Annotated in this window: 14 protein-coding genes; 7 read left to right on the forward strand and 7 right to left on the reverse strand. The window is 61.7% G+C overall.

The genetic code is table 11. From position 1 onward, the window contains the following. Positions 1–40: 40 nt before the first annotated feature. The 7 genes from pip (at position 41) to QLG12_RS26930 (ending at position 9,140) form a co-directional block, all read left to right on the forward strand. Positions 41–1,012, forward strand: coding sequence for a prolyl aminopeptidase (pip, locus tag QLG12_RS26900; RefSeq protein ID WP_007952436.1), 972 nt, complete (start codon positions 41–43; stop codon positions 1,010–1,012). Further along, entirely contained in the window at positions 1,009–1,446 is a 438-nt protein-coding gene (gene dtd, locus QLG12_RS26905; protein WP_197869325.1) for a D-aminoacyl-tRNA deacylase, read from the forward strand. Before pip ends, dtd begins: the two co-directional genes overlap by 4 nt. Positions 1,447–1,767: 321 nt before the next feature. Then, positions 1,768–3,582 (forward strand): glucan biosynthesis protein G, encoded by a 1,815-nt coding sequence (locus QLG12_RS26910; protein WP_197869324.1) that lies wholly within the window; start codon positions 1,768–1,770, stop codon positions 3,580–3,582. Continuing rightward, entirely contained in the window at positions 3,575–6,145 is a 2,571-nt protein-coding gene (gene mdoH / locus QLG12_RS26915; protein ID WP_197869323.1) for a glucans biosynthesis glucosyltransferase MdoH, read from the forward strand. The genes QLG12_RS26910 and mdoH overlap by 8 nt, the downstream gene beginning before the upstream one ends. A 376-nt stretch (positions 6,146–6,521) precedes the next feature. Next, positions 6,522–7,319 carry a transporter substrate-binding domain-containing protein gene (locus QLG12_RS26920; RefSeq protein ID WP_011332057.1) on the forward strand — a complete coding sequence of 266 codons (798 nt, stop codon included), beginning with the start codon at positions 6,522–6,524 and terminating at the stop codon, positions 7,317–7,319. Positions 7,320–7,453: 134 nt separating this feature from the next. Next, positions 7,454–8,413 (forward strand): amino acid ABC transporter permease, encoded by a 960-nt coding sequence (locus tag QLG12_RS26925; RefSeq protein ID WP_007952431.1) that lies wholly within the window; start codon positions 7,454–7,456, stop codon positions 8,411–8,413. Next, complete coding sequence (locus QLG12_RS26930; RefSeq protein WP_085608399.1) at positions 8,406–9,140, forward strand: amino acid ABC transporter ATP-binding protein; 735 nt, start codon at positions 8,406–8,408, stop codon at positions 9,138–9,140. Before QLG12_RS26925 ends, QLG12_RS26930 begins: the two co-directional genes overlap by 8 nt. Positions 9,141–9,311: 171 nt before the next feature. Here QLG12_RS26930 and QLG12_RS26935 read toward each other — a convergent pair whose 3' ends face one another. The 7 genes from QLG12_RS26935 to hisI all read right to left on the reverse strand — a co-directional run bounded on the left by QLG12_RS26935 (position 9,312) and on the right by hisI (position 14,296). Beyond that, on the reverse strand, positions 9,312–11,228 hold the full coding sequence (locus QLG12_RS26935) for a methyl-accepting chemotaxis protein (RefSeq protein ID WP_197869321.1): 1,917 nt from the start codon (positions 11,226–11,228) through the stop codon (positions 9,312–9,314). Between the two features lie 91 nt (positions 11,229–11,319). Continuing rightward, a complete protein-coding gene (locus QLG12_RS26940; protein ID WP_282475527.1) occupies positions 11,320–12,027 on the reverse strand; it encodes a 16S rRNA (uracil(1498)-N(3))-methyltransferase in 708 nt (235 codons plus the stop codon). Then, positions 12,024–12,812 (reverse strand): twin-arginine translocase subunit TatC, encoded by a 789-nt coding sequence (gene tatC / locus QLG12_RS26945; RefSeq protein ID WP_007952425.1) that lies wholly within the window; start codon positions 12,810–12,812, stop codon positions 12,024–12,026. Before tatC ends, QLG12_RS26940 begins: the two co-directional genes overlap by 4 nt. After that, on the reverse strand, positions 12,809–13,255 hold the full coding sequence (gene tatB, locus QLG12_RS26950) for a Sec-independent protein translocase protein TatB (protein WP_282475528.1): 447 nt from the start codon (positions 13,253–13,255) through the stop codon (positions 12,809–12,811). The genes tatC and tatB overlap by 4 nt, the downstream gene beginning before the upstream one ends. Before the next feature lie 10 nt (positions 13,256–13,265). Beyond that, positions 13,266–13,544, reverse strand: a complete 279-nt coding sequence (locus QLG12_RS26955) for a twin-arginine translocase TatA/TatE family subunit (RefSeq protein ID WP_007952423.1) — start codon at positions 13,542–13,544, stop codon at positions 13,266–13,268. A gap of 25 nt (positions 13,545–13,569) precedes the next feature. Beyond that, on the reverse strand, positions 13,570–13,902 hold the full coding sequence (locus tag QLG12_RS26960) for a phosphoribosyl-ATP diphosphatase (RefSeq protein WP_007952422.1): 333 nt from the start codon (positions 13,900–13,902) through the stop codon (positions 13,570–13,572). Then, entirely contained in the window at positions 13,895–14,296 is a 402-nt protein-coding gene (hisI, locus tag QLG12_RS26965) for a phosphoribosyl-AMP cyclohydrolase (RefSeq protein WP_007909357.1), read from the reverse strand. The genes QLG12_RS26960 and hisI overlap by 8 nt, the downstream gene beginning before the upstream one ends. Positions 14,297–14,328: the final 32 nt, after the last annotated feature.

A 14,328-nucleotide genomic window follows, 5' to 3' on the forward strand; every position in this document is an offset into this window, starting at 1 on the left:
GTCCCCCCAGGGATGACCTCGACCCCTTACGGAGCGCGCAATGCAGACTTTGTTTCCGCAGATCAAACCTCACGCACGGCACGATCTGGCCGTCGATGACACCCATACGCTGTACGTCGACGAAAGCGGTTCACCGGAAGGTTTGCCGGTAGTGTTCATCCACGGAGGTCCCGGCGCCGGATGCGACGCCCAGAGTCGCCGTTATTTCGATCCGAACCTGTATCGCATTGTCACCTTCGACCAGCGCGGTTGCGGTCGCTCCACGCCCCACGCCAGTCTGGAAAACAACACCACCTGGGATCTGGTCGAAGACCTTGAGCGTATTCGTAAACACCTGGGCATCGACAAATGGGTGCTGTTCGGCGGTTCGTGGGGCTCGACCCTGGCGCTGGCCTACGCGCAGACCCACCCGGAGCGCGTGCACGGTCTGATCCTGCGCGGGATCTTTCTCTGCCGTCCGCAGGAAATCGAATGGTTCTACCAGGCCGGCGCCAGCCGTCTGTTCCCCGATTACTGGCAGGACTACCTCGCGCCGATCCCGCTGGACGAGCGCGACGACCTGCTCAGCGCTTTCCACAAACGCCTGACCGGCAACGACCAGATCGCCCAGATGCACGCGGCCAAGGCCTGGTCGACCTGGGAAGGGCGTACCGCGACCCTGCGGCCGAATCCGCTGGTGGTCGACCGTTTCTCCGAGCCGCAGCGCGCCTTGTCGATCGCGCGGATCGAATGCCACTACTTCACCAACAATGCATTCCTTGAGCCGAACCAGCTGATCCGCGACATGGGCAAGATCGCCCATCTGCCGGGCGTGATCATCCATGGCCGCTACGACGTGATCTGCCCGCTCGACAACGCCTGGGAACTGCATCAGGCCTGGCCGAACAGCGAGCTGCAGGTGATCCGCGATGCCGGCCACGCTGCGTCCGAACCGGGCATCACCGATGCACTGGTGCGCGCCGCCAGCAAAATGGCCCGGCGCCTGCTCGACCTGCCGCCCGAAGAAGCATGAAGGGGCTGTTGCAGCGCGTGAAAGGCGCGCGGGTCGAAGTGGCGGGCGAGGTGGTTGGCAGTGTCGATCAGGGTTTATTGGTGCTGGTGGCGGTAGAACCCGACGACACGCCGGCCAGCGCCGACAAACTTCTGCATAAGCTGCTTAACTATCGAGTGTTCAGTGACGCCGAGGGCAAGATGAATCTGTCCCTGGCGGAGGTGGGCGGCGGGTTGCTGCTGGTCTCTCAGTTCACCCTCGCTGCCGACACCAAAAGCGGGTTGCGCCCGAGTTTCTCGACCGCCGCCCCTCCGGCGCTGGGCGAAGAATTATTCGACTATCTATTAAGCAGAGCGAAACAGATGCATGGCACAGTGGCATCAGGTAGATTCGGCGCGGATATGCAGGTGCACCTGGTCAACGATGGCCCGGTAACCTTCCTGTTACAGACATGAAAGCGCTTGAAACATCTTTTTAAGGGCTTTTCGACTGAAAACAGGGAATTTTCGCGATAAATACTTTGTTACCCCTGATGCGTTGTCACGCGGGCTACTAGATAATCGCGCGCTACGGGGATCAGCGTTCGTTGGTCCATTTTGACTTAGGTAGAGACTTGTCCGGATCCGATTGGGGAATCATTTTGACCCAGCGGAGTCGGAACAATGCTCGCCAACTTGGCAAGGGTGTCCTGCAAGGTCGGTTTTTTTGTACCGAATTCCTCACAGGCACTTTATCTGGCCGTTGGTTTATTGATCTGTTTTCGGCGAGGGTTGCTCGTGATTGTTAGTCCCTGTAATGCAGCAAAATTGTCTGCCAAACGCTTGCGCAGCGCTCTGGTAGCGGGCTCGGCAGTACTCTGCCTGCTCAGCGCCGGCCAGCTCTGGGCATTCAATCTTGACGATGTGTCGGCCAAGGCCAAAGAGCTGGCCGGGCAGAAGTTCGAAGCCCCGCGCAGCAACCTGCCGAACGAATTCCGTGAAATGAAATTCGCGGACTATCAGAAGATTCGTTTCCGCACCGAAAAAGCCGAATGGGCCGACCAGAAGACCCCGTTCAAGCTGTCCTTCTATCACCAGGGCATGCACTTCGATACGCCGGTGAAAATCAACGAAATCACCGCGAACACCGTCGAAGAGATCAAATACGATCCAAGCCGTTTCGATTTCGGCGACCTGCAGTTCGATCCGAAGGCCACCGAACAACTGGGCTACGCCGGTTTCCGTGTCCTGTACCCGATCAACAAGGCGGACAAGCAAGACGAAATCATGACCATGCTGGGCGCGAGCTACTTCCGCGTGGTCGGCAAGGGTCACACCTATGGTCTGTCGGCCCGTGGTCTGGCAATCGACACCGCTTTGCCGTCCGGCGAAGAATTTCCGCGTTTTCGCGAGTTCTGGATTCAGCAGCCGAAGCCGGGCGACAAGCACCTGGTGATCTTCGCGTTGCTGGATTCGCCACGTGCGACCGGCGCCTACCGTCTGATCCTGCGTCCGGGCAGCGACACCATCGTCGACGTCAAGGGCCAGATGTACCTGCGTGACAAGGTCGGCAAGCTCGGCATCGCGCCGCTGACCAGCATGTTCCTGTTCGGCGCCAACCAGCCGTCGAAAGTGCTCAACTACCGTCGTGAACTGCACGACTCCAGCGGTCTGTCGATCCATGCCGGCAATGGCGAGTGGATCTGGCGTCCGCTGAACAACCCGAAACACTTGGCTGTCAGCCAGTTCAGTGTCGAGAACCCGCGTGGTTTCGGTCTGCTGCAACGTGGCCGTGACTTCAGCCACTACGAAGACCTCGACGACCGCTACGACAAGCGCCCAAGCGCCTGGATCGAGCCGAAGGGCGACTGGGGCAAGGGCACCGTCGATCTGGTCGAGATCCCGACCGCCGACGAAACCAACGACAACATCGTTGCGTTCTGGAACCCGGAAAAACTGCCGGAGCCAGGCCAGCCGCTGGACTTCGCCTACCGCATGCACTGGACCATCGACGAAGCCGCGCTGCACGCGCCGGACAGCGCCTGGGTCAACCAGACCCTGCGTTCGACCGGTGACGTCAAGCAATCGAACCTGGTCCGTCAGCCGGATGGCAGCGTTGCCTACCTGGTCGACTTCGAAGGCCCGTCCCTGGCCGCTTTGGCCCCGGATGCGGACGTTCGCAGCCAGGTCAGCGTCGGCGACAACGCCGAACTGGTCGAAAACAGCGTGCGCTACAACCCGGAAACCAAGGGCTGGCGCCTGACCCTGCGGATGAAGATCAAGGATCCGAGCAAGTCCACCGAGATGCGCGCGGCCCTGGTACAGCCAGTGGTCACCGCTGATCTGGCCAAATCTTCGGTGCCGACGTCCAACTCGTCGGTGGCCAAGGCCGACAAGGTTGCCGCCAAGCAACAAGAGAAAGCCGACAAGGAAGCCAAGGCCGCCGAGGCCAAGCAGGCCGACGCCAAGCCGGTTGCAGATGCCAAGGACAAGGCCAACAAAGACGCCAAGCAGCCAGCCGCTGCGGACGCGGCCCCAGCCACACCGGAATCGGCACCGACTGAAGAAGTCCTGACCGAGACCTGGAGCTATCAGTTGCCTGCCGATGAGTAACTCTCAAGTACAGCCAGAGACTCTGTCCGAGTACCTGGCGCATCTGCCGATGACCGACGAGCAGCGCGCGGAACTCGCGGGCTGCCAGTCCTTCAGCGAATTGCATGAACGCCTGTCGTCCAAGACCTTTGACGCGCCGACCGAAGCCGCCCAGGCTTCGGTGGGCCAGCGCCTGATCCTGAGCACCGCCGAAGAGCTGCAAGACGCGGAAATGCTGGTGCTGGATGCCAGCGGCCGGGTCAGCATGAAGGCCACGCCGCCGATCCGTCGGACCAAGGTCGTGCCGGAGCCGTGGCGCACCAACATTCTGGTGCGTGGCTGGCGCCGCCTGACCGGCCGGACCAACCCGCCGCAACCGCCGAAGGACGCGAACGTGTTGCCAGCGGCGCGCTGGCGCACGGTCGGTTCGATCCGTCGCTACATTCTGCTGGTACTGATGCTGGGCCAGACCATCGTCGCCGGCTGGTACATGAAAGGCATCATGCCGTACCAGGGCTGGTCGTTCGTCGATCTGGAAGAAGTCCTGCACCAACCGCTGCTGCAAACCGCCACGCAAGTGCTGCCGTATGCGCTGCAAACCAGCATCCTGATCATGTTCGGGATTCTGTTCTGCTGGGTGTCGGCCGGTTTCTGGACCGCGCTGATGGGCTTCCTCGAGTTGCTCACCGGCCACGATAAGTACCGGATCTCCGGTAAAAGTGCCGGTAACGAGCCGATTCCGAAAGACGCGCGCACCGCACTGGTAATGCCGATCTGCAACGAAGACGTGCCTCGGGTGTTCGCAGGTCTGCGTGCGACGTTCGAGTCGGTTGCGGCTACCGGTGACCTGGACCGTTTCGACTTCTTCGTCCTCAGCGACAGTAACGACACTGACATCTGCGTTGCCGAGCAGCAGGCCTGGCTGGACGTCTGCCGCGAAGCCAAGGGCTTCGGCAAGATCTTCTATCGCCGCCGTCGCCGTCGCGTCAAACGCAAGAGCGGCAACCTCGACGACTTCTGCCGTCGCTGGGGCGGTGACTACAAGTACATGGTCGTGCTCGACGCCGACTCGGTGATGAGCGGCGAGTGCCTGACCAGTCTGGTGCGCCTGATGGAGGCCACGCCGGACGCCGGCATCATCCAGACCGCGCCGCGCGCCTCGGGCATGGACACGCTGTATGCGCGCATGCAGCAGTTTGCCACCCGGGTTTACGGTCCGCTGTTCACGGCCGGTCTGCACTTCTGGCAGCTGGGTGAATCCCACTACTGGGGTCACAACGCGATCATCCGCATGAAGCCGTTCATCGACCACTGCGCCCTGGCGCCGTTGCCGGGCAAGGGTGCGTTCTCCGGTGCGATCCTCTCTCACGACTTCGTTGAAGCGGCGTTGATGCGTCGTGCCGGCTGGGGCGTGTGGATTGCCTACGATCTGCCGGGCAGCTACGAGGAACTGCCGCCGAACCTGCTCGACGAACTCAAGCGCGACCGTCGCTGGTGCCACGGCAACTTGATGAACTTCCGTCTGTTCCTGGTAAAAGGCATGCACCCGGTGCACCGTGCGGTGTTCCTGACCGGTGTGATGTCTTACCTGTCGGCGCCGCTGTGGTTCTTCTTCCTGGTGCTGTCGACCGCGCTGCTGGCGGTGAACACGCTGATGGAGCCGCAGTACTTCCTTGAACCGCGCCAGCTCTATCCGCTGTGGCCACAATGGCACCCGGACAAGGCGATCGCACTGTTCTCGACGACTATCGTGCTGCTGTTCCTGCCGAAGCTGTTGAGCATCATCCTGATCTGGGCCAAGGGCGCGAAAGAGTTCGGCGGCAAGTTCAAGGTGACCCTGTCCATGCTGCTGGAGATGCTGTTCTCCATGCTGCTGGCGCCGGTGCGGATGATTTTCCACACCCGTTTCGTTCTGGCCGCGTTCCTCGGCTGGGCCGCGACCTGGAACTCGCCGCAGCGTGACGATGACTCGACGCCATGGAGCGAAGCGGTCAAGCGTCACGGTCCGCAGACCCTGCTGGGCTTCTTCTGGGCGCTGCTGGTGATCTGGCTCAACCCGAGCTTCCTGTGGTGGCTGGTGCCGATCGTCGGTTCGCTGATGCTTTCGATTCCGGTGTCGGTGATTTCCAGCCGCGTCGGTCTGGGCCTCAAATCCCGTGACGAGAGCCTGTTCCTTATCCCCGAGGAATACAATCCGCCACAGGCGCTGCTGGCCACCGATCAGTACACCCACGAAAACCGCTGGCACGCGCTGAACCACGGCTTTGTCCGCGCCGTGGTCGATCCGCAGCAGAACGCCCTGGCGTGCTCGCTGGCGACCTCGCGTCACGGTCAGGCCGAGCCGATCGAATGGCTGCGCCAGGAACGTGTGCGTCACGCGATCAAGGTCGGCCCGGCTGGGCTGAACAACCATGATCGCCTGCAACTGCTGAGCGATCCGGTGGCCCTGGCCCGTCTGCACGAGCAGGTGTGGGCCGAAGGTCACGCCGAGTGGCTGGACGCCTGGCGGGCCTCGGTGAAAGCCGATCCCCACGCGCCGCTGCTGCCGCTCAAGCCGGTGAGCTTGCAGGCGCAACCGGCCTGATGAAGAAACCCCGCTTAGATAGCGGGGTTTTTTTGCCTGCTGAAAAGCCCCTCATCGGAACGCCGCCCGCCTAACCCTCTCCCAAAGGGAGAGGGGACTGACCGAGTTGGATGTTCGAGTTACGCCGACGTGAGATACCGAGTTGAACTCCAGCCTGGAAGACGACGGAGATCTGCTCCCTCTCCCTACGGGCGGTCCGACGTTTCGGGAGGGCTGGGGTGAGGGTCGGCCTTTGAATGTTAAACAAATCGTCCATTAAACCTTGTGCAAAAAATCGAGTGCGTTAGCATCCGTCCCCGAATTGGCGCACCCGGACAATCTTGTCCATTTCTGTCGGTTTTCGCGCCGCAAACGCAATGGTTTTGGGGACTTGAAGATGAAGAAGTATCTGTCGATGCTGCTGGTCGGCGTCACGGCACTGGTTGCAGTCAATGCGGCGCAGGCCGGCGCAATCGACGACGCGGTCAAGCGCGGCTCGTTGAAAGTCGGCATGGATCCGACCTACATGCCGTTCGAGATGACCAACAAGCGCGGCGAAATCATCGGTTTCGAAGTCGACATCCTCAAAGCCATGACCAAGGCCATGGGCGTCAAGCTGGAGCTGGTCTCCACCGGTTACGACGGGATCATCCCGGCGCTGATGACCGACAAGTTCGACATGATCGGCAGCGGCATGACCCTCACCCAGGAACGCAACCTGCGCCTGAACTTCAGCGAACCGTTCATCGTGGTCGGCCAGACCCTGCTGATCCGTAAAGAGCTGGAAGGCACCATCAAGTCCTACAAAGACCTGAACACCGCCGACTACCGCATCACCTCCAAGCTCGGCACCACCGGCGAGATGGTCGCCAAAAAGCTGATCTCCAAAGCCAAGTACCACGGCTACGACAACGAGCAGGAAGCCGTGCTCGACGTGGTCAACGGCAAGGCTGACGCCTTCATCTACGACGCGCCGTACAACGTGGTCGCGGTGAACAAGGTCGGCGCCGGCAAACTGGTGTTCCTCGACAAGCCGTTCACCTACGAGCCACTGGCGTTCGGTCTGAAAAAGGGTGACTACGACAGCCTCAACTTCATCAACAACTTCCTGCACCAGATCCACGAAGACGGCACCTACGATCGCATCCATGACAAGTGGTTCAAGAGCACCGAGTGGCTCAAGGACATGGAATAACTCGGTCATAAAGACCGAGTTGCCCCAATCGCTGGCAAGCCAGCTCCCACGTTGGAATGCGTTCCCCTGTGGGAGCTGGCTTGCCAGCGATGGCGGCCTCCCAGGCGACACAGAATTCGGAACCTGCAAATCCAATGAAACAGAAAAAAGCCCAATGGCCCTGGCACGTCCTGACCGTGCTGGTGCTGGTCGGCCTGGCTGGCGCGTTGTATTACGCCACGTCGCTGATGTCCTACGAATGGCGCTGGAACCGCGTGCCGCAGTACTTCGCCTATCAGGCCGAGGAAACCCAGCGCGCGACCGACATTTCCACCGTCAGCGAACTGGTGCGCAAGGGTGGCAGCGCGCAGGTCACCCTGCGCAACGATGCCGGTGACGAGCAGCACCTGACCGTCGACGAAAACAGCCTGCAATTCGCTCAGGGCGACGATGTGGCCGAAGGCGACGTCGTGGGCGTGACCCGGCATTGGGCGGCGGGCCCGCTGCTGTGGGGCCTGTGGACCACGCTTTGGCTGTCGGTGGTGTCCGGCGTGCTGGGCCTGCTGATCGGTCTGGCCACCGGGCTGTGCCGGCTGTCGAGCAACCCGACCCTGCGCGACCTGTCGACGATCTATGTCGAACTGGTGCGCGGTACGCCGCTGCTGGTGCAGATCTTTATTTTCTATTTCTTCATCGGCACGGTAATGAACCTGTCCCGGGAGTTCGCCGGGATCGCCGCGCTGTCGCTGTTCACTGGCGCCTACGTGGCGGAAATCATCCGTTCCGGTGTGCAGTCGATTGCCCGTGGCCAGAACGAAGCCGCCCGCTCGCTGGGCCTGAGCGCCGGCCAGTCGATGCGTCATGTGGTGCTGCCGCAAGCATTCAAGCGGGTGCTGCCACCGCTGGCCGGGCAGTTCATCAGTCTGGTCAAAGACACCTCGCTGGTGTCGGTGATCGCCATCACTGAGCTGCTGAAAAGCGGCCGTGAAGTCATCACCACGTCGTTCTCGCCGTTCGAGATCCTGTTCTGCGTCGCCGGCCTGTACCTGTTGATCAACCTGCCGCTGTCGAAAATCGCCAGCCGGCTTGAGCGGAGGCTCGCGCAAAGTGATTGAAGTCCGCGATCTGGTAAAAGTCTTCGACACCCGTGGGCAAGTGGTGCGCGCGGTAGATAACGTCAGCACGTCCGTGGCCAAGGGCGAAGTGCTGGTGGTGATCGGCCCGTCCGGTTCCGGCAAGTCGACGTTCCTGCGTTGCCTCAATGGTCTGGAAGAATTCGATTCCGGCTCGGTGAGCATCGACGGCCTGCAACTGGCCGACCCGAAAACCGACGTCAACGCCTACCGCCGCGAAGTCGGTATGGTGTTCCAGCATTTCAATCTGTTCCCGCACATGACCGTGCTGGAAAACCTCTGTCTGGCACAGAAAGTCGTGCGCAAGCGCGGCCAGAAGGAAAGCGAAGCCAAGGCTTTGGCATTGCTGGAGAAGGTCGGCATCGCCCAGAAGGCCCGCGAATATCCGTCGCGCCTGTCAGGTGGTCAGCAACAGCGGGTGGCGATTGCCCGGGCGCTGGCGATGGACCCCAAGGTCATGCTGTTCGACGAACCGACCTCGGCCCTCGACCCGGAAATGGTCGGTGAAGTGCTGGACGTGATGAAAAACCTGGCCGTGGAAGGCATGACCATGGTCTGCGTGACCCACGAAATGGGCTTCGCCCGGGAAGTGGCGGATCGGGTGCTGTTCTTCGATCACGGCAAACTGCTGGAAGACGCCTCGCCGTCAGAGTTCTTCGATGCACCGAAGGATCCGCGAGCTCAGGCGTTCCTTCGACAGGTTCTGTAACTGCGGCGTCCGCTCGGACGTCATCGCTGGCAAGCCAGCTCCCACAGTTAATGGGGCTGAACACAAACTTCGTGGTCGACTACAAACCCTGTGGGAGCTGCGGTGCGACGATTCGACTTGCCAGCGATAGCATCACCTCGGTCCCAAGCGAACCGAGGTGGGTGAATTACCTCAAACCTTGAACCGGCCCACCAGCGTTTGCAGATGAGTCCCCAGGCGCGCCAGCTCGACGCTGGAGGCCGCCGTCTCTTCACTGGCCGCCGAGGTCTGGTCCGAGACATCCCGCACGTTCAGCACGCTGCGGTTGATCTCTTCGGCCACGGCGCTCTGCTGTTCGGCCGCCGCGGCGATCTGCTGGTTCATCGCCTGAATCGCCGAGACGGTGCGGGTGATGCTTTCCAGCGAGCCACCGGCACGTCGGGTCAGCTCGACGCTGCTGTCGGTCAGGGTGCGGCTGTTGTCCATGATCGTCGCCACTTGTTGGGTGCCGTTCTGCAGACCCACGATCAGCTCTTCGATCTCTTCGGTGGACTTCTGGGTGCGCTGGGCCAGGCTGCGGACTTCATCGGCGACCACCGCGAAACCACGTCCGGCTTCACCGGCACGGGCGGCCTCGATGGCGGCGTTGAGGGCTAGCAGGTTGGTTTGCTGGGCCACGGACTTGATCACGTCGAGCACGCTGCCGATCTTGTCGCTTTCGCGCTTGAGCTCGCCCATGGCCTCGGTGGAATGGCCGACTTCAGCGGCCAGACGTTCGATCTGGGCAATGGCTTCGCCAACCACCTTGTCGCCTTCACGGGCCTGCTGGTCAGCAGCGACCGCGGCTTCCGAAGCTTCCTCGGCGTTGCGTGCGACTTCCTGCACGGTGGCGGCCATTTCGTTCATGGCGGTCGCGACCTGGTCGGTTTCGACTTTCTGATTGTTGACTCCGGCGCTGGTCTGCTCGGTCACCGCGGACAATTCTTCGGCGGCGCTGGCGATCTGGGTCACGCCGTCGCTGATCCCGCCGATCAATTCGCGCAGGCCCTGGGTCATGCTCTGCATCGAGCGTTGCAGTTGGCCAAGTTCGTCACGGCGCAGAGATACCAGATTGTGGGTCAGGTCACCGGCGGCCACGCGCTCGGCGACTTTCAGGGTCTGCTCCAGCGGGATGATGATCTGCCGGGTGATCGCCCAGGCCGCCAGCAGACCAAAGGCCAGGGCCAGCAGGGTGGCGATCATCAGCATGTTTTTGGCGTGCGCGGCATCGGTGTCGCGGACGATGGTCTGGGATTCGGTGAGCTTCTTGCTGACGTCGAGCAGGATGTCGCCCTGAGCGGTCATTCGCGCCATGGCCTTCGCGTTGTTCACTTGGGAGTCGCGGAACTGGCTGACGGCGGCGCGGTAAGCCTTCAGCGATTCGGTGGCCTGTTGCAGGTTGGCGATGTGTTGCTCGGGCAGTTTGCTCGGCAGGCTTTCCAGATTGTTCAGGGCGGCGGCGATGGCATCCAGCGCCGGTTGTTCGGCCTCGGCCTTGCCGCTGTAGGTGTAGCCGCGCACCTGATAGCGCGCCTGCTGCAGCAGTTTGCTCAGTTCGATCACGCTGTTGAATTGCGCAACGCTGTCGCCTTGCAGCAGGGATTTCTCGACTTCGCTGACCTTGGCCACGGCGTTATCGGCGCTGGCACCGAGTTTGCTGCGGGCGTCTTCACGCTGCACGGTGGCTTGGGTCATGTCGCCAAAGGCGCGTTTGTACTCGGCGACTGCCGCCAGTTGCTGATCGATCATGGCTACGTCGGACGGTTGCTCGATCATGCCGCGCGCGCTTTGCAGGCCGCTGTCGAGTTTGCCGAGCAGGTCGTTGACCGCGCCAGGGCCCTGTTCGCCACGGCGGGCTTCATAGTCCAGGCGTGCCAGGCGCAGGTCTTTGGTCAGCTCGTTGAGGCTGGAGATGAAGCCGAGCTTGTCGCCCCGGCTGATGATCCCGCTCATGCCGGTCCAGCCGGTGAAGGTGATCAACAGGGTCAGCAGCAGCACCAGGCCGAAACCGATTCCAAGCTTACGTTTGACGCTGACGTTTCCAAGACTCTCGGCTAACCAACGGTACATGCGACGACTCCCTCGGACCACTAATTGGACTTATGGGGAGGGTATCGGCCGCATGATGGCAATCTGTAACGCCTTTTGTCTGGCGAAGACTTCAGAACAGTCGGGCCAGCAGCGCGGTGACGGCCGTTTCGACCCGCAGAATGCGCTCGCCCAGTTGCACCGGTTGCAGCCCGGCCTTGGCCAGCAGATCGATTTCGTAAGGAATCCAGCCACCCTCGGGGCCGATGGCCAGGGTTACCGGTTCGCTGAGGGCGCGGGGGCAGGGCGGGAAGTTGCCCGGATGGCCGACCAGACCGAGGGTGCCGTTGGTGATGGCTGGCAGCCGATCTTCGACGAACGGCTTGAAGCGCTTCTCGATGATGATTTCCGGCAGCACGGTATCGCGGGCCTGTTCGAGGCCGAGGATCAATTGTTCGCGGATCGCGTCCGGTTCAAGGAATGGCGTCTGCCAGAAGCTTTTCTCGACCCGGTAGCTGTTGACCAGAATCACCTTCGACACGCCCATGGTCGCCACGGTCTGGAACACCCGGCGCAGCATCTTCGGGCGGGGCAGGGCGAGTACCAGGGTCAGCGGCAGTTTGGCCGGTGGCGGTTGATCGAGGGTGACCCGAAGCTCGGCTTCACCCGCGTCCAGGCGCAGCAGCTCGGCCGAGCCCATCAACCCGTTGATACGCCCGACCCGCAGGCTGTCGCCGACTTCCGAGCGATGGACTTCCTGCATGTGGGTCAGGCGCCGATCACGCAGCACGACGCGGTCGGCCGCGATGAAGTCGGCCTCTTCGAGCAGCAGCAGGTTCATGGCTGAGTCGCTGGCGGCTGGTCGTTGTGATCGTCGGCGGTTTCTTCCGGGCGCTCGCGCTTGCTGACCAGGCTGCCGAACAGGATGCCGACTTCAAACAGCATCCACATCGGCACGGCCAGCAGGGTCTGGGAGAAGATGTCCGGTGGGGTCAGGATCATGCCGACCACGAAGCAGCCGATGATCACGTACGGACGGATCTTCTTCAGGTATTTGACGTCGACCACGCCGATCCACACCAGCAGCACCACGGCCACCGGGATTTCGAACGCCACGCCGAAAGCGAAGAACAGGGTCATGACGAAATCGAGGTAACTGGTGATGTCGGTCATCATTTCCACGCCGGCCGGGGTGGCCGAGGCGAAGAACTTGAAGATCAGCGGGAACACAAAGAAGTAGGCGAACGCCATGCCGGTGTAGAACAGCAGGATGCTGGAAATCAGCAACGGCACCGCAACACGCTTCTCGTGCTTGTACAGGCCCGGTGCGATGAAGCCCCAGATCTGATGCAGGATCACCGGAATCGCCAGGAACAGTGAGACCATCATCGTCAGCTTCAGCGGCGTCAGGAACGGTGACGACACGTCGGTGGCGATCATCGTCGCGCCGGCCGGCAGGTATTCGCGCAACGGCGTCGAGACGAAGGTGTAGATCTGCTGGGTGAAGGCAAACAGCCCGGCGAAGATGATGAAGATCGCCGCGACGCAACGCAGCAGGCGGGTGCGCAACTCGGTGAGGTGCGAAACCAGCGGCATGTGCTGGTCGTTTTCGGGGAGATCGCTCATGGGGCTCGCGGCGGCTGAGTGGTGTCGTTTGGCGCTGGTGGAGTCGGCGCGGCGGTTGGGGCTACGTGTTCAACCGAGTTTTCTGCAACAGCGGGCACTGGCTGGGTTGGCGCTACGACAGGTGCTGGTGGCGTCGCGGCGGCAGGCGCATGAATCGTCTGCTCACCCACAGGCTCGACCGGCGTCGGTTCCTGCTGAACCGGCGTGAAAATCTTCCGCGCCTCCTGTTCCAGCGACAGGATGTGCTCGTTGTGCAGTTGCCGACGGATTTCGTCGGCACCGATTTCACGCTCAACTTCCTGTTTGATCGCGTTGAAGCTGCGCTTCAGCCGTCCGACCCACAGGCCGGCGGTGCGTGCAGCGCCCGGCAGACGCTCGGGGCCCAGCACCAGCAGGGCAACGAGGCCGACGAGCAGCAGTTCAGAGAAGCTGATACCAAACATTAGTCAGTGCTCACACGTCTTTGCGGATCGGCTCTTCGACTTTCTGCGCCTGCACGTCGATGGTGTGCGGCGGGTTGGCCTGAGCAGTGGCTTGCGGCTGTACCGGTGGCACCGGTTGCGCAGGCGTTACGGTCGGATCGGCCGGTTTTTCGTCGTCGTTCATGGCCTTGCGAAAGCCCTTGATCGACTCGCCGACATCGGTGCCGAGGTTTTTCAGTTTCTTGGTGCCGAATACCAGTACCACGACCACCAGGATGACGATCCAGTGTTTCCAGTCAAAAATGCCCATGTTGCTGTTCCTCTCTTGAAGTTGTTCAGGCGGACGGACGCGAGGCTTTCTCGACGTGTCCGGACAGGCCGAAGCGGCGATCCAGCTCATCCAGCACTGCCTGCGGATGCTGCCCCAGCTGGGCAAGCATGACCATGCTGTGGAACCACAGGTCGGCGGTCTCATAGATCACGTCGCTGCAGTCGCCGCTGACGGCGGCGTCCTTGGCGGCGATGATCGTTTCGACCGATTCTTCGCCGACTTTCTCCAGAATCTTGTTCAGACCCTTGTGATACAGGCTGGCGACATACGAGCTGTCGGCGGCTGCGCCTTTGCGCTCTTCCAGCACCTGAGCAAGGCGGGTCAGGGTGTCACTCATGTTTGTGTCCTGCGGAATAGATGGCGTGCGGGTCTTTCAGGACCGGGTCGACCGTTTTCCAGTCGCCGTTTTCGAAGACGCGGTAGAAGCAGCTTTGACGGCCGGTATGGCAAGCGATGTCGCCGATCTGTTCGACCATCAGGATGATGACGTCGGCGTCGCAGTCCAGACGCATCTCATGCAGCGTCTGTACGTGGCCGGACTCTTCGCCCTTGCGCCACAGCTTGCCACGGGAACGTGACCAATAGATGGCACGGTTTTCCGCCGCGGTCAGCTCCAGGGCTTCGCGGTTCATCCAGGCCATCATCAATACGCGTCCGGTCTTGTGATCCTGGGCAATCGCCGGCACCAGGCCATCGGCGTCCCACTTGATCTCGTCCAGCCAGTTTTTCATCTTCGACTCCGACAGCGAACCCACACTTCAAT

The sequence above is a fragment of the Pseudomonas sp. V88_4 genome (assembly GCF_029967985.1).
GTDB lineage: Bacteria > Pseudomonadota > Gammaproteobacteria > Pseudomonadales > Pseudomonadaceae > Aquipseudomonas > Aquipseudomonas glycinae.